The organism is Gordonia sp. UBA7860 (assembly GCF_002500165.1).
Classification (GTDB): Bacteria; Actinomycetota; Actinomycetes; order Mycobacteriales; family Mycobacteriaceae; genus Gordonia; species Gordonia sputi.
Genome location: NZ_DLSO01000181.1, coordinates 1 through 19762 on the forward strand (window position 1 = coordinate 1; position 19762 = coordinate 19762).

Here is a 19762-nt window from a genome sequence, read left to right on the forward strand (position 1 = left end):
GATCGAGGAACAGCAGTTCGCGTCGCTCTTTGCCACCGACGATCGCAAGATCGGTATGGATTCGTTCATCGCCAACGGACCGGGCAAGGCACAGTTCACCGGGAAGTGACCACGGATCTTCCTCCCGACGGCGGGTAGGGTTCAACGGCAACGTGTCGTTACCGGCGGGTAGGGACCCCGCTGTCGGCCACGGCAGTCGCGACGACACAGGGCTAGTGCGACGACACAGAACAGGGCGAAAGTAGGAGACATGACGACCACGGAGAACGAGTCGGCAACAGATCGCGTCGATCCGGCACCCAATCCGCATGCCACCGAGGAGCAGGTCAAGGCCGCGCTCGAAGACACCAAGCTCGCGCAGGTGCTCTATCACGACTGGGAAGCCGAGACCTACGACGAGAAGTGGTCGATCAGCTTCGACGAACGGTGCATCGACTACGCGCGCGGTAGGTTCGACGCCGTGGCCGCCGACGAGTCGCTGCCCTACGAGCGGGCAATGGAACTCGGCTGTGGCACAGGATTTTTCCTGCTCAACCTGATGCAGTCCGGTGTCGCGAAGAAGGGCTCGGTCACCGATCTGTCGCCGGGAATGGTCAAGGTCGCGCTGCGCAACGCGGAGAACCTCGGCCTCGACGTCGACGGCCGGGTTGCCGACGCCGAGCGGATTCCCTACGACGACAACACCTTCGACCTCGTCGTCGGTCACGCGGTGTTGCACCACATCCCCGACGTCGAGCAGGCGTTGAGTGAAGTGCTCCGTGTGCTCAAGCCGGGCGGGCGTTTTGTGTTCGCGGGCGAGCCGTCGACGATCGGCGACTTCTACGCGCGGTGGATGAGCCGCGCCACCTGGTGGGCCACCACCCACGTCACCAAATTCGGGCCGCTCAAGGCGTGGCGTCGACCGCAGGAGGAGCTCGACGAGTCGTCGCGCGCGGCGGCGCTCGAGGCCGTCGTCGACATCCACACCTTCGATCCCGACGAGTTGGCCGATATCGCGCGTTCGGCGGGGGCCGCTCGGGTCGAGACCGCGACCGAGGAGTTGGTCGCCGCGATGCTCGGGTGGCCCGTGCGTACCTTCGAAGCCGCCGTGCCGTCGGAGAAGCTCGGTTGGGGCTGGGCCGGATTCGCCTTCGGCGGGTGGAAGCGCATGACCTGGCTCGACGAGAACGTGCTGCGTAAGGTCGTGCCGCCGAAGTTCTTCTACAACGTCGTGGTGAGCGGGTACAAGCCGCGGTGATCGAGACTTCCGGCGCGGAGTGACGCTCACCGCGCATGTGCCAAGCTGTCTGTGGAACCGGCACGCGCCAGGGGAGTTGCGACTTGGGATACGAATTCACGCTCGACGATGTCGCTTTCCTTCGTGGTCGCTATGGGGAGAAGGCGCTCGAGGTGGTCTCGGGTATGGCGTTGACGCCGTCGTCGATGATCGCCGACGTCGAAGCGGCGCGACGACGCTACGCGCCTCACGACGCCGCGCTCATCGAGACCGTGCGCGATCGACGGCGAGCTGCGCGCAAACTGCGCGACGCCGATCAGTGGCTGCTCACCGACGATGCTCTCCAGCAGGCGACGCCGAGTGTGGTTGCGGCACATCGGGCTGCCGAGATCGCGCGCTGTTTCCCCGGTGCGGTGATCCACGACGTCACGTGTTCGATCGGTGGTGAGGTCGTCGAGCTCGCGTCGCAGGAGGGCATCGGTGGTGTGATCGGCAGCGACCTCGACCACGTGAGACTGTCCATGGCGCAACACAATCGGCACGTCCTCGGGCAGTTGTCCACTCCGACTGCGCTTCTCGTCGCCGATGCACTGACCCCCACCTCGACGGCCGACGTGGTGATCGCCGATCCGGCCCGACGTTCCGGCGCCGGACGGGTCTTCCGGCTCGATCAACTGACGCCGCCGCTTCCCGATGTGTTGATGACCTATGCGGGTCGCGTCGTGATTGTCAAATGTGCTCCGGGACTTGACTATCGGGCACTGCGCAATCGCTTCGGCTTCACCGGGGAAGTGCAGATCACCTCCCTTGACGGTGGTGTCCGTGAAGCCTGCCTGTGGAGCGGACCGGGGATCGTCGACCGAACACGAGCAACAGTGCTGCGTACCGGTGGCGACGCCGCGGTGGGCGGTTTCGAGGTCAGCGACGACGAGCCCGACGACGTCGACCAACACGGGCCGGTGGGTCGGTGGATCGTCGATCCCGACGGCGCCGTCGTCCGTGCCGGACTGGTGCGTCAGTACGCCGCACGGCACGCTCTGCGGCAGCTCGACCCGCAGATCGCCTACCTCACCGGCGAGCAGGTGCCGTTGGGCGAGCGAGGATTCGAGGTCATCGAGGAGGTTACGACGTCGGAGAAGGCGTTGCGGAAGACCCTCGCCGCGCACGACTGCGGCACGTTGGAGATACTCGTCCGCGGCCTTGACGTCGACCCCGACGCGTTGCGGAAGCGGTTGCGTCTCAAGGGTTCGCGGTCGCTGACGCTCGTGCTCACCCGCGTCGGCCGCAAGGGCGTCGGGTTCCTGTGCGAGGCCGGGGTCAGGGCGCGATAGTCGCGCGCAGAAAACCACACCCCTCGGGCCCTCCGCACGTACCGGTACATGCGAGCTACCCACGGGACGCGACTTTCTGCGCGGCCTCACTGCGACAGCGACCCAAAGGCTTCTCGGCGGCCGACTACGGCTGGCCCTGCGAGAGCTCGGCACCGGCGATGTACCAACCGCCCGGATCGAGGTGGATTGAGTCGCCCTCGCGATGCGAGGCCTCCGACTCGAGATGACCGGTGGTACCCAGCTCGACAGTCACATCAGCAGGTTCCTGAGCGGCGTTGAGCGCCACAGTGATCGGCTGTTCAGTGTGCACGCGGTAGACCAGTAGGCCCTGGTTCACGTCGAGTGTTTGCACGCGCGCGTGCTCGATGTCGGGGAAGCGACGTCGAAGTCCCAGCAGCCGCTGGTGGAGTCGGTAGATTGCGGGCAGCGAGGCGTCGTCGGGAGGTGTCTGCGGCAGCGGCGGACGGATCGCGTCATCGCCGCCGACGCGTTCTTCTTTCGTTCCGGTCCAACCCAATTCGTCGCCGTAGTAGATCGCCGGGGTGCCGGGCAGGGTGGCCAGGAGCACGACGGCGAGATCCGCGGAACGCTGGGCGAGGCGGGTCGCAATGCGGGTCACGTCGTGATTGCCGACGAACGTCCACGGTACGAATGTCGACAGCATCTCGTCGTGGCGTGTCAGCGCCCACTGCAGTTCGTGCATGTTGGCGTCGATGATGCTGCTCCACACGGCTTTCCACAGCTCGTACTGGGTCACCGAGTCGACGCCGCTGTCGGAGACGAATCCCGGATAGTCGCCGTGAATCACCTCTGCGAGCACATAGGTATCGGGGAATCGCTCACGCACGCGGGGTAAAACAGTGCGCCAGAAGGCAGGTGGGACCGCATAGGCCGCATCGAGACGCCACGCGTCGGCGCCTGCGTCGAGCCAGTGGCACATCACGTCGACGACCAGATCGGCTACGTCGGGATTGCGGTGATCGAGCGCGACCAGATCGTCGTGGCCTTCGAACGTCCGCACCGCGCCGTCACGTTGACGACGCGCCCAGCTCGAGCCGTCGGCAACTCGATCATGTCGGCGTGACACATGATTGAACACGCCGTCGAGCATGATCCGGATGCCACGCGACCGGCATGCGGAGACGAGTGCGTCGAAGTCGGCTTTGTCGCCAAGACGTTCGTCGATCGTGAAGTAGTCGAGGGTGTCGTAGCCGTGGGTCGCGGACTGAAAGATCGGACCGAGCGCGATCCCGTTGACTCCCAACGCGACTGCGTAATCGAGCCAGTCGATGAGTGCTGACAGCGGACGTTGGCAGGTCCGGTCGGCGCCGGTGGTGTCGGCGCCCAGAGCGCCCAGCGGGTACACGTGCCACCAGATCGACGTCGCGACCCAGTCCGGCGTGGTGGCTGTCATCAGTCGATGTTCTTCTTCGAGTCGAAGAAGAACACCTCTCCGATGTTCGTGGCCGTGGCGATCTGTCCCGACGGCGACACCGCGACGCCCGTCGCGAAGCCTTCCGCGCCGGGCATCGCCACAGTGCGCTTCGTGGCACCGTTCGACGTGTCGACCTCGACCAGCGACAGCGAATTCTTGCCCTGATCGCGTACGACGGTCCACGCGGTCTTCGATGACGTGAGAGTCGACAGGCTCACCGCGGCGAGATCCTTGCGCTGCCACACCTGCTCAGCTTTGTCGCCGCGGTCGCGAAGCAGGGTCAGCGGTGCGCCGATGACACCGGTCGGGATGATCAGGCCGTCGGGGGAGACGGTCATGGACGCGAATCCGTACCCGCCGTTGTCGTAGGTCCACTTGGTCTTGCCGGTCGCGGCGTCGAGCGCGACGATCTGACCGAGTCGGCTGAACGTGTAGAGGGTGTTGCCGTCGGCCGACAGCGTCGGTGCGCCGATCACACCGCCGGGAACGTCGGCATGCCAGACCTCGCGGACAACACGTCCGTCGTTCTGCTTCGCGTACGAGAAGCCGCGGATCTGCGACGCGATCGCGCCGGTCGGCCAGAAGTTCAGGAAGAAGCGGCTGTGCTGTTCGTCGACGGCGGGCGGCGCGGGCACGGCGCAGCGCGGGCCGTTGCTGACGCAGTCGCCGTAGCCCCAGAGCGGGTCGCCGGGGTCGGCCTCGGGTCGCAGGCGCACCTCGGGTGCGGTGAAGTCGCTGTTCTGGGTGTTGAGCATGAGGATCTGACCCTGCGTGGTCACCACGAGTACCTCGCCGGGAGCCGCGAACTTGGCCGACAGTGGCACCCCGATGACCGGCATCCGCCAGCGGATCGCGCCGCCGGCGTTGAACGCCACGAAGGTGGTCTCCTCGCCGACGTAGGGCTGATCGAACTGGTCGAGGAGGGTGGAGTTTCCCTCGATGCCCGCACGCATCCGTTTGCAGAAGTTCATACGCCCGGAGTTGGGATCGAGGGCGAACAGGTTGCAGCCGTTGGCGGTGCTCGCGGTGACGTTGACGTTCGAATGGTTCGACAGAGTGAGAGGTGCCGTCACCGGGCCGCCGGTCGGTCGGGTCCAGCTCAGGGCGAGGTCGTCGGGGATCGACGGGTAGGTGTAGTTCGAGTTCGCGCCGTTGCCGCCATAGCTCGCCCAGCCAGGACTGGCGACCGAACGTACGTCGATGTGCCCGTCGGAGCAGGCACTGAGCGCCAACACGCTGCCGAGCAGGAGCGCCAGGGGCACCAGAACCCGTCGCGGTACCCGAATCCGGCGGCCAACCTCAGCCATCCTGCTCCCGTCATGTTCGGTCTCCGGCCCTGCACCGGAACGCCAGCAGTTGAGCCTATCGTGCGACGCCCCGCCACTGGTTCGCACGGCGGTTCCGCCTCCGATTGGAGCTGCGGCGCCGCTGCCGAAGCTGCTAGTGGCGTCGATTAGGGTGAGTCGTCATGACGACGATGTGGAACGCCTCGTATCGGTCGCGGTGGCGAGCAGGTCGACGCCGCGACCCGCGACAGGCGCGCTTCCTCACCCTCGATTCGCTGCGCTGGGTGTTGCGCAACAAGGCGTACACACCCTGGTACCTGGTGCGGTACTACCGGCTCGCACGGTTCCGGATGGCCAACCCGCACATCGTGCTCAGGGGAATGCTCTTTCTCGGCCGGAACGTCGAGATTCACGCGACGCCGGAGCTCAGCAGGATGGAGATCGGGCGCTGGGTCCACATCGGTGACGGCAACTCGATCCGCTGTCACGAGGGCACCATGCGCATCGGCGACAAGACGGTCTTCGGCTGCAACAACGTGGTGAACTCCTACCTCGACCTCGAGATCGGCGGATCGGTCCTCGTCGCCGATTGGTGCTACATCTGCGACTTCGACCACAAGACCGACGACATCACGCTGCCCATCAAGGACCAGGGCATCGTGAAAGGTCCGGTCCGTATCGGCGCCGACACCTGGGTGGCCGCGAAGGTCTCTGTCCTGCGCAACACGATCGTGGGACGAGGGTGCGTGCTCGGGTCGCACGCCGTGGTCAAGGGCGTGATCCCCGACTATTCGATCGCCGTCGGCGCGCCCGCGCGAGTCGTCAAGAACCGTAAGGATGACTGGGCCTCCAACGCCGAGGAGCGCGCCGAACTCGAACGCGCACTCGCCGACATCGAACGTAAGAAGGCCCAAGCCCGCCAGGTTCCTGGCGCCTGACCCGTCCGCGTGCCCCCATCTGCGTGCCCCCTCGCCCGACTTGCGGCTCAGGGCTGCTCCGGATCGCGTTCCGGGAGTGGCCTTTCGGCGATGAACGGGCGTCCCACAGGATGGCGGACTCGACGCTTGGCGGAGAGGTAGACGCCGCTGGTGCGTTCGGCCACCTCCCGCCAAGAGAACTCAGCGGTCAATCGCGCACGGGCGCGTCGTGCCCGCGCAGCGGTCTGTACCGGATCCGACAGGCATGACCGCACAGCGGCGGTCAGGCCTGCGACGTCGCCGGGCGTGAACGTCAGCCCGGTCACCGGCGCCACGACAGCCTCGCCGAGTCCGCCCGCCGTGGAAACGACGAGAGGCGCGCCGGTAGCAGCGGCCTCGAGGGCGACGATGCCGAACGGTTCGTACCGCGACGGCAGCACGATCGCGTCGCACCGATGCATCAGGTCGACGAGTTCGTCGTGGCCGACGCCGCCGAGAAAGCGCACCGCGCGCGACACCCGGTGGCGGCGAGCGGTGTCGACGAGCCAGTCGTACTGAGTGCCGTCGCCCGCAATGGCCAGCGTGGTCCCCGGATGGGTGCGTCGGATGCGGGGAAGCGCGGCGAGAAGATCCTGCACGCCCTTCTCGTATTCGAGGCGGCCGGCGAACAGCAACTCCGCGGGGCCCTGCGTGCGTGTTCGTTCGGCGTAGGGCCAGATGTCGACGTCGATGCCGTTGTGGATGATCTGGACGTCGGGCAGCCCTGGCCCGAAGAGCCTGGTCACCTCGTCACGCATCGACGCCGAACAGGCGATTAGCGCGTCGGACTCGTTGGCGAGCCACCACTCGACCGAGTGCACCTGACGGTTGGTTCGTCCGCTGACCCAGCCGCTGTGCCTGCCCGCCTCGGTGGCGTGGATCGTCGAGACGAGCGGAACGTCGAACAGTTCGGCGAGCGTGATCGCCGGGTGCGCGACGAGCCAGTCGTGGGCGTGCACCACCTCGGGTGTCCAGCGTGCGTCGGAATCGGCAGTGAGAATGCCAGCAGTGAGGATGCCCAGTCCGGCGCGGACGAACGCGTGACCCATGGCGAGTGTCCACGCCATCATGTCCTGGCCGAATTCGAATTCGGGTGGATCCTCCGCGACGGCGATCACCCGCACACCCTCGACGACGGTGTCGGTGGTCGGGTGTGTCAGCGCGTCGGTACCCGACGGCCTGCGGGTCAGCACGGCGACGTCGTGTCCGATGGCCGCGAGCTCGGTGGCGAGGTGGTGTACGTGCCTGCCAAGCCCACCCACCACGACCGGCGGGTACTCCCACGAGACGAGCAGCACTCTCATGCGCGCTCGTCTTCGCGTAGTCGGCGGGCGTCGAGGTCGGCGAACAGGCCGTCGGCGAGATTCCAGTTCGCGGCGAGACGTGCCGCCTGCTCGGTGCGTCCGCGTAGCGCGGCGTCGGCGATCTCACGCGTGGCGTGTGCGTGGGTGTGGGCTCGACGCACCGCATACTCGGCAGCTGTGTCCTTGGAGACCATGAAGGGCCAGTCCGATGAGACGGTCAGCAGTGTTTCCCGGACGATCTGATCGGCAACGCGATCACGACCCGACTCTGCATCGAGAAGTTTGTCGACGGTGTCGAGTGCTGTCTCGACCACCTCGGCGTTGAGTTCGACGAGGTGCTCGACCTGCGGCCCGTTCCACACACGCCAATCCTTGCCCGAACCCCACGAGCTGTCGGTGAGGGAAACCGGTTCTCCGACAAGGCCATCGGCTGCTGCCGATGCCATCGTCCCGACCCGCACCCCGGCTTCGGGGAGGCGTCGAAGCACCTGTTCGAGCCACACGGGTCCCTCGTGCCACCAGTGTCCGAACAATTCCGTGTCGAACGCCGCGACGACCAGCGCGGGTCGGCCGATCCGCTCCGATTCCGAGATCAGGCGTGCGCGTACATGTTCGACGAAGTCGTCGACATGGCGATCGATCACGGGCGCGGCGCGGGCGGGGTCGTAGGGCTTCTTATTCTGCGCCGCAACGGTTTTACCGGTCACACGCGACATCTTGAAGCCGGTCGTGTGGTCGTAGGTGTGGAAGTCGCGGTAGACAGAGTGGCCCGGATATCCCGATTTCGGTGACCACACTTGATAACTCACGGTCAGGTCGCGACCGAATGCGAGGACGTCGGAATCTCCGACGGGTCGAGCGAGCGAGGTGTCGCCGTGCAGCGCGGGGCCGTCGACCATGAAATGTCGCACGCCCGCAGCCGAATACTCGGACTCCATGCCTGGCGTGAACGCGCACTCGGGCGCCCAGATCCCTTGCGGCGCTGTACCCCACCGTGATCGAGCATCGGCAAGCCCCTCGGCGAGGGAGAATCGGCGCAACCGCGGGTCGAGCAGCGGAGCGAACGGATGGGCGAGCGGGCCACCGAGGATGTCGACGACGCTGCTGTCGGCCAGCGCTCGGATCAGCGGGCTCGCGCCGTGTTGCCAGTGGCGTTCGAAGTCGCCCACTGCGCGTGCCGCACATCGGAATTCGTGCGCGGCTAGATCGCGTCGGATCGGGTCCGGATGGTCAGCGGCCGCCACCGCACGCAGTTGCCAGTCGGCGAGCCACTCGTGCATGGAGCGAAGGCAGTGCGGGTCGTCGAGTTGGGCGGCCAGCACAGGCGTGATGCCCAGAGAGAGCTGATCGGTGAATCCGTCGGCCGCCAGACGTCGGAGCATGGCGAAGACAGGAAGATACGACGCCGCCCACGACTGGTAGAGCCACTCCTCACCGACCGGCCAGCGACCGTGATTGGCCAGCCACGGCAGGTGAGAGTGCAGCACCAGGGTGAACTGGCCGGGCACGGCGTCGCCGCTGCCCTGTGGGTGCGCCGCAGTGCGGGGAGAGGAGAAAGTCATCGGGTGTGCCGGGTACTCAGGGCCGGACCGCAATGGCGAAGAGGTCGAGCGAGGCGTCGATGTCCGCGGAGGTGGCCCCGTCTTTGGCGTTGTCGGGGGAGGTTTCGACGATGACGAAGTCGTCCGCGGAGATCGCGGCGACGTCGGCGACGAGGTCGGCGGGCCAGTCCTCTCCCGCCAAGGCGCGCTCGATCTGTGCGTCGATCAGCGACCCGCCCCACTTGGCGTCCAACTCCGTCAAGCCCGCGCCGTGGTAAACGCCATGCATCACAACGGATTCCAGCCCACCATCGGTCAGTAGATCGGTGAGCTCGGCGGCGTCGAGTTCGCGCGTGTGGAACGGATTGAGCGGGGTGTCGCGGCCCGGCGAGAAGGTGATGCGATTGGGCGTCGAGATCAGGAGGCGCCCGCCGGGACGCAGCACTCGACGGCACTCGGCGATGAAGGCGGCTTGATCCCACAGATGTTCGATGACCTGGAAGTTCACCACCACGTCGACCGATTCGTCGGGAAGAGGGAGATCAACAAGGTTGCCCGCGATCATCGTCAGTTCCGGGTACCGCTTGCGGGTGTGTTCGACGGCCGACGCGTCGTAGTCGACGCAGGTGACCGTCGCGCCCGCAGCTGCAAGCATCGCGCCGCCATAGCCCTCACCGGAGCCTGCCTCGAGAACCACTTTCCCGCTGCACGACTCCGCGATGAACCGGTAGGCGATCTCGTGGCGGCGGAACCAGTAGTTCTCCGCCGGGATGCCGGGAACCGTACGCTCGCCGGTCAGCGCCAGTTGGGCATCGGTGTCCAATGCATCCATGCCGGCCGCGGGTCGTGTGGCCTCGGAAGTCGTCCCTGGAGTTGCCTCAGGGGTGGCCTGCGAACCCGTGCTCACGGTCGGCAGACGGTCCGTTGTCGAGCCCTGTGCGTCGATCATCCCCATGAGACTAGTACCCGGGGCCGTCCCAAGAACGTGCCACAGTCCCTTCGTCCGCCCGCAGTCGTCACGTCCTGCCCGTGAGAACGCCGCCATAGCGTGAGGTAGGCGATGTTCTAAGGCAAAATAGGAGACGCTAAAGTGGGTGGAGACCGATGGCCTTACCCGCCGGTAAGTTGCCGAACCCGACGCAGGAGGTCGACGTAGACCCATGACAAACATTGTCGTTCTGATCAAGCAGGTTCCGGACACCTGGTCCGAGCGAAAGCTCTCCGAGACCGACTACACGCTTGATCGTGAAGCCGCTGACGCTGTGCTCGACGAGATCAACGAGCGTGCGGTCGAGGAAGCGCTGCAGATCAAGGAGGCCAACGGGGGCGAGGTCACCATCCTCACCGCAGGTCCCGAGCGCGCCACCGAAGCCATTCGCAAGGCACTTTCGATGGGTGCCGACAAGGCCATCCACATCAAGGACGATGCGCTGCACGGTTCGGACGCGGTTCAGACCGCATACGTGCTCGCCCGCGCACTCGGCACCGTCGAGGGCGTCGAGCTGGTCATCGCAGGTAACGAGGCCACCGACGGTCGCGTCGGCGCAATCCCCGCGATGATCGCCGAGTACCTCGAACTGCCGCACCTCACGCATCTGCGCAAGCTGACCGTCGAGGGCGAGTCCCTCAAGGGTGAGCGCGAGACCGACGACGGCATCTACCACGTCGAGGCCGAGCTTCCCGCGATCGTCAGTGTCAACGAGAAGATCAACGAGCCGCGCTTCCCGTCCTTCAAGGGCATCATGGCCGCCAAGAAGAAGGAAGTTCAGGTCGTCGGCCTCGCCGAGATCGATGTCGAGCCTTCCGATGTGGGCCTCGAGAATGCGGGCACGACGGTCACCAGCTCGACCCCGAAGCCTCCGAAGACCGCGGGTGAGCGTGTGACCGACGAGGGCGACGGTGGCGTGAAGGTTGCCGAGTACTTGGTCAGCCAGAAGATCATCTAGGCGCCGAACGCACCGAGACCACCTCACCGGCCCGCGCGGTCAGCAGACTCGCCGCAGGCCACCAGACATCCAGGAGCAAAAACAATGGCAGAAGTACTCGTTCTGGTCGAGCAGGACGCCGAGGGCGCCCTCAAGAAGGTGACCAACGAACTGATCACCGCCGCTCGTGCACTCGGTACGCCGTCGGCCGTCGTGGTCGGCGCACCCGGTGGCGCCGACGGCATCATCGACGACCTCAAGGCCGCCGGTGCCGAGAAGATCTACGTCGCCGAGTCCGACGACGCAGCCAACTACCTGATCAGCCCCAAGGTCGACGTCCTGTCGTCGGTCGCTGAGCAGGCAACGCCCGCGGGCATCCTCGTCGCGGCGAACGCCGACGGCAAGGAGATCGCAGGCCGTCTCGCCGTGCGTCTCGGCTCGGGTGTGCTCGCCGACGTCGTCGACGTCAAGGAAGGCGCTGTCGGCGTCCACTCGATCTTTGGTGGTGCGTTCACCGTTGACGCGCAGGCCAAGGGCGATACCCCCATCTTCTCCGTGCGCCCCGGTGGCGTCGAGGCCGCACCGCAGGCTGCTGCGGGCGAGCGCGTCGACGTCGAGGTCCCGGCGCAGGAGGGTGGCGTGAAGATCACCAAGGTCGAGCCGAACGTCGGTGGCGACCGTCCGGAGCTCACCGAGGCATCGATCGTCGTCTCCGGTGGTCGTGGCGTCGGAAGCGCCGAGAAGTTCTCCGTCGTCGAGGAGCTCGCCGATTCGCTCGGTGCCGCTGTCGGCGCCTCGCGTGCCGCCGTCGACTCGGGCTACTACCCGGGCCAGTTCCAGGTCGGTCAGACCGGCAAGACCGTGTCGCCGCAGCTGTACGTCGCGCTGGGCATCTCGGGCGCGATCCAGCACCGCGCAGGCATGCAGACCTCGAAGACGATCGTCGCCGTCAACAAGGATGAGGAAGCGCCGATCTTCGAGATCTCCGACTTCGGCATCGTCGGCGACCTCTTCAACGTCGCACCGCAGCTGACCGAAGAGGTCAAGAAGCGCAAGTGATCTCGACAAGCTCGATCAGCGGGTCTGCTGGTTGAGCTGCCCGCCGCTGGTTGAGCCTGTCGAAACCACCCTCAGCGATCCCCGGCCCACCTGGGTCGGGGATCGCTGCTTTTTGTTCACCAAGCGCGCCCCGACACGTCACGCGCACGTAGCAGGCCGGTCGTTGCGACTGGCTTTCATCTGGGGCATGACAGACGTACTGGACAGCCCGGGTGTTTTACACGGCCGCACCCTCGTCGACGCCGGGAGGCTGCGGATCGTTCTCACCGAGTCCGCGGAGCTGATCGACGCTGTCCAACGACTCCGTTACGACGTCTTCGCCGCAGAGCCCGGCTTCTCCGATCGCATCGGCGACCCGACAACCCGTCGCGACGCCGACCACGTCGACGAGTTCGCCGAGCACCTCGTCGCCATCGACGACGAGTACGGCGTCCTGGGCTGCGCCCGACTGCTCGCACCTCCGCGAGCCATCGCCGCGGGCGGTTGGTACTCGGCAAGCGAATTCGACCTCACCGAGATCAACCGGATAGGCGGGTCGGTCGTCGAGATGGGCCGCGCGTGCGTGGCGCCGGGCCATCGCCACGGCGCCATCACCGCGCTGCTCTGGGCCGCAGTGTTGCGATACCTCGACGATGCGGACTACCGCTACTTGATGGGCTGCGTCTCGGTTCCGCTCAGTGGTCCCGGTGACGAACAGCGAGGTTCGACGCTGCGCGGCGTCCGCGACCACGTACTCACCCGCCACCGGGCGCCGTGGCGAACCACCCCGTTGCACACCCCACTGATCGACGGTCGCATTCTCGACGAGATCGAGCCGCCGTCGACGCTCACCCTGCCGCCGCTCCTGCGTGCCTACCTACGTCTGGGCGCAACGGTCTGCGGTGAACCGGCGGTCGACGAGATCTTCGACGTCGGCGACTTCGTCACGATCATCGACCGCGAACACGCCAACACCCGCTATCTCGACAGACTTCGTGCGACAGGCGCGCGACTCGCAGTATCTCCCCGAGAGTGAGGTCCGTATGACGGCCGCAGCGATCATCAGCCCTCCGACGTCCCCCGCATCACTGCCGACCCAGACGGTGGTGTCGACCGCACATCCTGCTCCCGCCCACAATGCTTCGTCGTCCGCGACCATCAGGACCGAGAGTCACCGTCACGCGTGGTATCCGGCCAGCCCGTGCGGCGACCTCTGCCACGCCGACAACCCGTTCGCCAGGGCCAACGTGCTCGTCGTCGCGACTCGCGTGGTCCTGCTGGCGGCGTCGACCATTGTCTTCCTGCTCATGGGTTCGCTTGTCGCGGTGCTGCCGCGCCTCCTTCGTCGCGCATACATCCGCACGAGTGCGCGAACGCTGTTGTGGTCCTTGGGCGTGCGAGTGGTGATCGATGATCGTCGGCCGTTTGCGGCGAGCACCCGTGGACTCGTGGTGTCCAATCACATCTCGTATCTCGACATCCTGGCCGTCGCGGTCGTCAACCCGGCTCGGTTCGTCGCCAAATGCGACGTGATGTCGATGCCCGTCGTGTCAACGCTTGCTCGGCGACTCGGAATCATCTCGATCGACCGTGGCTCGCTGCGTACCCTGCCCGCGACCGTCGATCGGGCGGTGGCAGAACTGCAGGCCGACAACTCGGTGGCGGTGTTTCCGGAGGGCACCACATGGTGCGGACGTGCCCGCGGTGAATTTCGGCCCGCGTTCTTCCAGGCGGCGATCGACGCAGGAGTGCCCGTCATTCCGCTGCACGTCGAGTTCGAGGTCTCCGGAATGGTCACGGCCGCAGCAGGTTTCATCGGCGAAGATTCGCCTGCCGACACGCTTCGACGTGTGCTGCGCACCCGCGGCCTCGCGGTGCGAATCCGAGTGCATGAGTCGCAACTTCCCGGGACGGACCGTCGTGAACTCGCCCAGCGCTGCGCCGAACTTGTCGGTGGGGTGCCTGCACACGCTCATCCGTAGGCGATCGGAACAGCTGATTCGCATCGGTGACCGCGGACACACCTGATCGCTCGATCCGATACGGTGAGAAAGACCGCGCCGATCCGTACGGTGCGCCTGGCCGTCGGGAGATTTCGTGACCGCGAGTTCGCAGACAGACACCGAGAACGACGCGCGTCGCGAGGCCGCACGGACGCGCTTCGGTGAGCTGCGTGCCAGTCGGGGCGCTGTCGCCGACGCCGACCTCGACGCGGTCTGGGCCGACCTCGACACCATCAGACCTGCCAACATGCTCGGGAGTTGGCGCGGTGGCGAGTTCGTCACGGGGCATGCGATGAACGGGCTGCTGACCAAGATCGGTTGGTACGGCAAGAACTTCATCTCGCTCAGCGAGGTGCAGCCGCTGGTGTGCCGCAACGAAACGGGAGAGCTGTACTCCAACACCAGCGTCGGCAAGGGTGAGGCGTCGTTGTGGGCCATCGAATTCCGCGGCGAGGTCACGGCGTCGATGGTCTACGACGGCCAGCCCGTGATCGACCACTTCAAGCGCGTCGACGACACCACGGTGATGGGCATCATGAACGGCACCGGCGGACTCATCGGCGGCCGCCATTTCTACTTCTACCTCGAACGTGACTGAGTTCTGAGTGACTGAGTTCTGAGCGTCGACGCTCCCACCTCTGGCCCCCACATCTGCGTCGCAACCGTCCGCGTCAAGAAGTCGGCAAGTGATCGCCAAGCGTGTCATCGCAGTCTGTCGTCGTCCCTGAAGGATCGACACGAAGGCAGAAGCCATGGCGCAGACCAGACGCACCCGCACGCCACACATTCGCACATCACACACTCGCGCGAGGCGCCCAACGCCAGCGCCGCACCGGCCGGTCGACGTCGGAAAGCAGAGGTGGACCCCGGTTCAGCGCGTGACACTCGCCGTGGTGTGTGTGGCAACCGCGATGCTCATGCTCGACATCGCAGTGGTCAACACAGCGCTACCCGCGATGGCACGCGAATTCGACGCGGGGATGACCTCGCTCAAATGGGTGATCGACGGATACACACTCGCGTTGGCGACGATCGTTCTCAGCGCAGGCGCATGGGCTGACCGCATCGGCCGACGTCGCGTCTTCGTCGTCGGCGCCGTGGTGTTCACCATCGGGTCCGCGGTCTGTGCGGCTGCGGGTGACATCCTCACCTTGAACGCCGCACGTGTCGGCCAGGGGTTGGGCGCCGCGCTGCTGTTCGCCTCCTCACTCGCGTTGCTGGCGAACGCATTTCCCGGGAAAGAGGAACGCACCAAGGCATTGGCGGCCTATGGGGCGACCATCGGGGCGTCGTTCGCTGTCGGACCGCTGCTCGGCGGTGTACTCACCGACTGGATCGACTGGCGCGCAATCTTCGTCGTCAACGTTCCGCTGGGTATTGCGATGATCTACGCGACACGGTGGATCGATGAGTCGGCGAGCAGTCGTCCGCGACGGGGTGACGTGTGGGGTCAGCTGAATGTTGTTCTCGCGCTGGGTGCATTGACCTATGGACTCGTCGAAGCCAACTCGCGCGGTTGGGCGGATGCGGTAACGCTGAGCGCATTCGGCGTCGCCGGGATCGCGTTCGTCGCGTTCCTCGTTGTCGAATCCGTTGTCGCGCAACCTATGCTGCCGCTGCGCATGTTCACCAACCCTGCATTTGCGGGAGCTCAGGTCGCAACGTTCGCGATCAGTGCGTCGATGTTCGCCGTGTTCGTGTACGTGACCATCTATCTGCAGGGGGTGCTCGGGATGTCGGCGATCGCCGCGGGCCTCGTCTATCTGCCGGGGACGATGGTCATGCTCGTCGTCGCGGGTCTCACCGATCGCGTCGTCGGACGCGTCGCGCCCTGGGTGCTCCTGTCGACGGCCCTGTTCGCGGTGGCGGCGGGACTGGTCTGGATGACGTGTGCGGGCCAGCGCAGCAGTGGCTGGATCATGGTGCCCGGCTTCCTCGTCGCCTGCGTCGGTGCGGGTGTGTTCAACCCCGTGATGAGCGGGGTCGTGTTGGCCGAGGCCGCGCACGACGACGCGGGTCTTGCCGCCGGCGTCAACGATGTCTTCCGTCAGTCGGGAATCGCGCTCGGCGTGGCAGCACTGGGTGCGGTGTTTCCTGCCGTTTCCGTCTTGAACGGCGGACAGCCCGCCGCCTACGTCGACGCGCTTGGCCGTGCGTTGTGGATCAGCGCCGCGATCGCAGTGCTCGGTGCGCTCGTGGTGATCGTGGCAATGCGGTCGGCGCGCGCGAGCGTCGATGCTGTCGGGCCGGTCGCTCCGGCTCGGACAGCCCACATCGTTGCGATGCCGGTCGTAGACTCGGAATCGCCGTTTTTCCGACATTCCGGTCCACAGGTGTGAGGGGAGAGATGCGGGAGTATCTGATCCTCGGTCCCCTCGAGGTTCGTCGTGCAGGCGAGACAGTCGATCTGGGATCGCCCAAGCAGCGAATCGTCCTGGGCGCGTTGATCCTTGCGCGCGGCGCGGTGGTGTCGGTCGATCGGCTGATCGACTCGGTGTGGGGTACGCATCCGCCGCCCGCCGCGACGACGAGCCTGCAGGCCTACATCTCCAATCTGCGGCGCGCGCTACGCGGTGAGTCCGGTGGGCCGTCGCCCATCGAGCGGATCAGTCCCGGATATCGACTGACCATCGCCGACGACTCCGTCGACCTCGTCGAGTACGTTGCCCTAGCACGCAGGATTCGCGACGAGGTCGACGCCGCCCGTTGGCATGATGCACTGCAACTCTGCGAACAAGCACGCAGGTTGTGGCGTGGACCCTTGTTGGCAGACATGGCCGACGAGAAGTGGGTCGGCCCCGATTCCGTTGCGGCGTCCGAGATGCGACTGTCCGTCACGGAGGCGTACATCACGACGCTGCTCGCGCACGGCGACACCGGTCAGGCGCTCACCGAGACGTCGACGTTGCGCACGCTCGATCCGCTCCGCGATCGTGCTGCCTGGCTGCACATGATGGCGCTCTACCGTGCGGGCCGCGGCGCCGATGCGCTCGCCGTGTACACAGAGCATGTTCGACGACTCGACGACGAACTCGGCCTCGACCCGAGCAACGAACTGCGCCAGTTGCAGGGCGCGATTCTGCGCCACGACCCCGAAATCGCGGCCTGGCCGCGAGCACCCCGCTGGTCGGGGGCCGGCCCGGCGCCGTCACCGGCCGGCGGGGTGGACGCCGACAATCCCCATGCGGAAAGTCCTCGTGCGGAAAGTGCCGACACTGCACATGCCGGCGTACAAGGCGCATACGTCGATACGCCGGAGGTCGTCACTGCCGGAGGAGGTCCGGCAGCCGGGCCGGACGGCGCGCTTGTCGGGCGTGACACGCAGCGGCGCACGCTGGCAACGCTTTTCGTCGACGATCGGGGTCCGGTCACGCGGTGGCTGGCCCTGTCGGGTGCGGCAGGGATCGGCAAGACCAGGCTCGCCGAGGAGGCAGCTCGGATGGCGTCGGCCAACGGAGACATCGTAGTGTGGGTGAGATGTCCTGACTCACAGGGCATTCCGGCATGGTGGCCGATGCGTCAACTCTGCCGCGAACTGAATACCGACGCCGACTCCGTGTTATCGGTTCCACCGGGAGTCGACGCCGACGCCGCGCGGTTCGCGGTGTACGAACGCGTGCAGGGTCTCCTCGAGTCACACGCCGCGGCCCGACCGGTCACCGTCATCGTCGACGACGCGCAGTGGGCCGATCCCATGTCGATCGACCTGCTGGTCTACCTGACCACGGCTCTGCAGCGGGTGCCGGTGCGGGTGATCGCCACGGTGCGCGACGAGGAGGGCGGGCCTGCGATCGCTCGCCTGCGCTCGGCGATGGTGCGGGCAGGGGGTCGTATCGTCGACGTTCCCGCATTGACGCGCCATGAGGTCACCGCATTGGTGCGGGAGATATCCGACGTCGAGCTCTCGTCGGGCGAGCTCGACGAACTCGTCGCCCGCACCGGCGGTAACCCGCTCTTCGTCGCGGAGTATGCGCGGCTCCCGGATTCGCAACGCGGAGAAATCGTTCCGGCGGCTGTCCGTTCGGTACTCGATCGACGGCTCGCCTCGCTCGACCCCGCGACGCGTGAGGTGGTCGGCTATGCCGCGGTCATCGGTGACGACATAGACGTCCCGCTCCTCGCGCACGTGATGGACCGTGATGTCGACGAGGTCGCCGACTGCATCGACGACGCGGTCGACGAGCGGATCGTGGTGACCGGCGTGGGCCACGGGCGCACCGTGTTCGCGCACGCCCTACTGCGTGGAGAGGCGATGGCGGGCATCAAAACGTTGCGACGCTGCAGAATTCACCTGCGCACGGCCGAAGTGCTTGCGTCGGCAACAGATTCGGCGTCGTCGGCGCGGCGGGCAGGCCACCTCCTGCAAGCCCTGCCCTTGGCCGAGGTGGTCGACGTGGTCGAGGCGTGTCGTCGGGTCGCCGCCGACGCGACATCACGATGGGATTCGGTGAGCGCCGCCTACTGGCTCGATGCCGCACTGCGCACCTATGAGGCCTCCGAGAGCGCCGCCGCCGACGTCGCCATGCGCGATGCTCTGCTCGTCGACCTCCTCGACGCGCATCTGCGTGCCGGAAACGTCGCGACGGTGCTCGAGATGGTGGCCGAACGACTGAGCGATGCGATGCGTTCGGGGAGTCCGCAGACGGCTGGACGACTGGCCGCCACGCTGATCAGGTCCGGCGGGGGATGGCCGTGGGTTGCGCCGGGAACCGAGACCGGCCCACTACAGGACCTATTGGCGACCGCAGGCGAGTTCACCGACGGCGACGCGGCGAGCAGCGCACGGGTGTTGGGCGCGTTGGCCATCGGCACCTGCTACAACCGTGACGCCGCGATCCCGGCGACACTTCTCGCCCGCGCGGAGGCGCTCGCGCACCAGCTCGGTGATCCCGACGTGCTCGCCGACGTCATGGTCGCGCGCTTGCTGACGTATTCCGGCGTCGCAGAACGGGCGCAGGAGTCGGTCGCGCTCGGTATCGCCATTCGTGAGCTGCCGCATACGTTCTCGGCGCTCGACGAGGTGATCGTCGATTCTGTGCTGTCGATGGCGACGATGACACTCGGCGACCTCGACGCCACCGAACGGCACCTACGGCGCGGGATCGTCGGCAGCGAACGGATGCGTCTACCGATACTGCGCGCACAACTGCGGTGGATGGAGGCCGCCGTCGCGGTCTGGCATGGTCAATTCGACCGTGCGCGTATGCATTTCGAGACCGCCTATGCGGTCCACCAGCAGACGCAACTCTACGTCGCCGGGAGTGGAGCGCTTGCGATGATGGCGATGGCAACGCAGGAGGGGATGTTCGAGCAGATCGTCGACGACGTCCTGGGAATCGATGGAAACGACCGGCTGCAGTGGGTGCGCTCGGTGATGTCCGGTGCCTCGGGCAGTTCCGTTGCGACACTTCTGGCCTCGGGCGTCGCCACCGTTGCGGGTGTGCACGGTGACGCCGACCTCGCGATCGACATGATCGACGCCTGGTTGGGCGAGCGGGAGCCGATGATGTGGACGTCGCTCGCCCAGGCGGTCATCCTTGCCGGCGTCGTCGTCGAACTCGAATTGACCGATCGTGCCGAGCTTTTCATCGACTATCTCAGTCGATTCACGCAGTGCATCGCCACCGTCGGGCAGGTCGGATGCATCGGCCCGGTCGATCTCGCGCTCGCGGAGTTGTACTTCTTGATCGGTGACGACGACGCCGCCATCGAGGCGCTCGACCGCGC

15 protein-coding genes and 1 pseudogene are annotated in these 19762 nt (G+C 66.4%); 11 read left to right on the forward strand and 5 right to left on the reverse strand.

Features of this window, described 5'->3' with window-relative positions:
* The 3 genes and pseudogenes from B3T59_RS22155 to B3T59_RS22165 form a co-directional block, all read left to right on the forward strand.
* A pseudogene (locus B3T59_RS22155) lies at positions 1-109 on the forward strand (enoyl-CoA hydratase/isomerase family protein); the annotation flags it as partial.
* A 141-nt stretch (positions 110-250) separates the two neighbouring features.
* Positions 251-1237 carry a class I SAM-dependent methyltransferase gene (locus B3T59_RS22160; protein ID WP_287005162.1) on the forward strand — a complete coding sequence of 329 codons (987 nt, stop codon included), beginning with the start codon at positions 251-253 and terminating at the stop codon, positions 1235-1237.
* Between the two features lie 83 nt (positions 1238-1320).
* Positions 1321-2547, forward strand: a complete 1227-nt coding sequence (locus B3T59_RS22165; RefSeq protein ID WP_064863083.1) for a THUMP-like domain-containing protein — start codon at positions 1321-1323, stop codon at positions 2545-2547.
* Positions 2548-2671: 124 nt separating this feature from the next.
* Here B3T59_RS22165 and B3T59_RS22170 read toward each other — a convergent pair whose 3' ends face one another.
* Together B3T59_RS22170 and B3T59_RS22175 are read right to left on the reverse strand one after the other, a co-directional pair.
* The gene (locus B3T59_RS22170; RefSeq protein ID WP_251723169.1) at positions 2672-3961 is read right to left on the reverse strand and encodes an alpha-amylase family glycosyl hydrolase; all 1290 of its coding nucleotides are present in this window, start codon (positions 3959-3961) and stop codon (positions 2672-2674) included.
* Positions 3961-5289, reverse strand: a complete 1329-nt coding sequence (locus B3T59_RS22175; RefSeq protein WP_064863081.1) for a PQQ-binding-like beta-propeller repeat protein — start codon at positions 5287-5289, stop codon at positions 3961-3963. Before B3T59_RS22175 ends, B3T59_RS22170 begins: the two co-directional genes overlap by 1 nt.
* 161 nt (positions 5290-5450) lie before the next feature.
* On the opposite strand from B3T59_RS22175, the gene B3T59_RS22180 reads away from it, so the two are divergent.
* Complete coding sequence (locus B3T59_RS22180; RefSeq protein WP_064863080.1) at positions 5451-6206, forward strand: acyltransferase; 756 nt, start codon at positions 5451-5453, stop codon at positions 6204-6206.
* Between the two features lie 47 nt (positions 6207-6253).
* Here the strand turns inward: B3T59_RS22180 and B3T59_RS22185 are convergent, their stop codons facing one another.
* From B3T59_RS22185 to B3T59_RS22195, 3 genes are read right to left on the reverse strand one after another with little or no spacing between them, the layout of a single operon-like run.
* Complete coding sequence (locus B3T59_RS22185) at positions 6254-7528, reverse strand: glycosyltransferase family 4 protein (protein ID WP_251723170.1); 1275 nt, start codon at positions 7526-7528, stop codon at positions 6254-6256.
* Entirely contained in the window at positions 7525-9090 is a 1566-nt protein-coding gene (locus B3T59_RS22190) for a glycoside hydrolase family 57 protein (RefSeq protein WP_251723171.1), read from the reverse strand. Before B3T59_RS22190 ends, B3T59_RS22185 begins: the two co-directional genes overlap by 4 nt.
* 16 nt (positions 9091-9106) lie before the next feature.
* Positions 9107-9901 (reverse strand): class I SAM-dependent methyltransferase, encoded by a 795-nt coding sequence (locus tag B3T59_RS22195; RefSeq protein ID WP_251723207.1) that lies wholly within the window; start codon positions 9899-9901, stop codon positions 9107-9109.
* 328 nt (positions 9902-10229) lie between these two features.
* Between B3T59_RS22195 and B3T59_RS22200 the strand changes: the two genes are divergently transcribed.
* The 7 genes from B3T59_RS22200 to B3T59_RS22230 form a co-directional block, all read left to right on the forward strand.
* The gene (locus tag B3T59_RS22200) at positions 10230-11015 is read left to right on the forward strand and encodes an electron transfer flavoprotein subunit beta/FixA family protein (protein WP_005205303.1); all 786 of its coding nucleotides are present in this window, start codon (positions 10230-10232) and stop codon (positions 11013-11015) included.
* Between the two features lie 84 nt (positions 11016-11099).
* A complete protein-coding gene (locus B3T59_RS22205; protein ID WP_064863077.1) occupies positions 11100-12053 on the forward strand; it encodes an electron transfer flavoprotein subunit alpha/FixB family protein in 954 nt (317 codons plus the stop codon).
* 112 nt (positions 12054-12165) lie between these two features.
* Complete coding sequence (locus tag B3T59_RS22210; RefSeq protein WP_287005163.1) at positions 12166-13068, forward strand: GNAT family N-acetyltransferase; 903 nt, start codon at positions 12166-12168, stop codon at positions 13066-13068.
* Positions 13069-13075: 7 nt separating this feature from the next.
* Complete coding sequence (locus B3T59_RS22215) at positions 13076-14014, forward strand: lysophospholipid acyltransferase family protein (RefSeq protein WP_064863107.1); 939 nt, start codon at positions 13076-13078, stop codon at positions 14012-14014.
* A gap of 115 nt (positions 14015-14129) precedes the next feature.
* A complete protein-coding gene (locus B3T59_RS22220; protein ID WP_287005164.1) occupies positions 14130-14633 on the forward strand; it encodes a DUF4334 domain-containing protein in 504 nt (167 codons plus the stop codon).
* A gap of 154 nt (positions 14634-14787) precedes the next feature.
* The gene (locus B3T59_RS22225; RefSeq protein ID WP_376782653.1) at positions 14788-16374 is read left to right on the forward strand and encodes an MFS transporter; all 1587 of its coding nucleotides are present in this window, start codon (positions 14788-14790) and stop codon (positions 16372-16374) included.
* Positions 16375-16382: 8 nt separating this feature from the next.
* Positions 16383-19762 (forward strand): BTAD domain-containing putative transcriptional regulator (locus tag B3T59_RS22230; protein WP_287005165.1); only part of this gene is annotated, 3380 nt, incomplete at its 3' end.

What these genes read in the sequence shown, in the direction of transcription:
- B3T59_RS22160 (WP_287005162.1), top strand. Translation starts at nt 251, where the DNA reads ATGACGACCACGGAGAACGAGTCGGCAACAGATCGCGTCGATCCGGCA.
- B3T59_RS22170 (WP_251723169.1), bottom strand. Translation starts at nt 3,961, where the DNA reads ATGACAGCCACCACGCCGGACTGGGTCGCGACGTCGATCTGGTGGCAC.
- B3T59_RS22175 (WP_064863081.1), bottom strand. Translation starts at nt 5,289, where the DNA reads ATGGCTGAGGTTGGCCGCCGGATTCGGGTACCGCGACGGGTTCTGGTG.
- B3T59_RS22180 (WP_064863080.1), top strand. Translation starts at nt 5,451, where the DNA reads ATGACGACGATGTGGAACGCCTCGTATCGGTCGCGGTGGCGAGCAGGT.
- B3T59_RS22185 (WP_251723170.1), bottom strand. Translation starts at nt 7,528, where the DNA reads ATGAGAGTGCTGCTCGTCTCGTGGGAGTACCCGCCGGTCGTGGTGGGT.
- B3T59_RS22190 (WP_251723171.1), bottom strand. Translation starts at nt 9,090, where the DNA reads ATGACTTTCTCCTCTCCCCGCACTGCGGCGCACCCACAGGGCAGCGGC.
- B3T59_RS22195 (WP_251723207.1), bottom strand. Translation starts at nt 9,901, where the DNA reads ATGGATGCATTGGACACCGATGCCCAACTGGCGCTGACCGGCGAGCGT.
- B3T59_RS22200 (WP_005205303.1), top strand. Translation starts at nt 10,230, where the DNA reads ATGACAAACATTGTCGTTCTGATCAAGCAGGTTCCGGACACCTGGTCC.
- B3T59_RS22205 (WP_064863077.1), top strand. Translation starts at nt 11,100, where the DNA reads ATGGCAGAAGTACTCGTTCTGGTCGAGCAGGACGCCGAGGGCGCCCTC.
- B3T59_RS22215 (WP_064863107.1), top strand. Translation starts at nt 13,076, where the DNA reads ATGACGGCCGCAGCGATCATCAGCCCTCCGACGTCCCCCGCATCACTG.
- B3T59_RS22225 (WP_376782653.1), top strand. Translation starts at nt 14,788, where the DNA reads ATGGCGCAGACCAGACGCACCCGCACGCCACACATTCGCACATCACAC.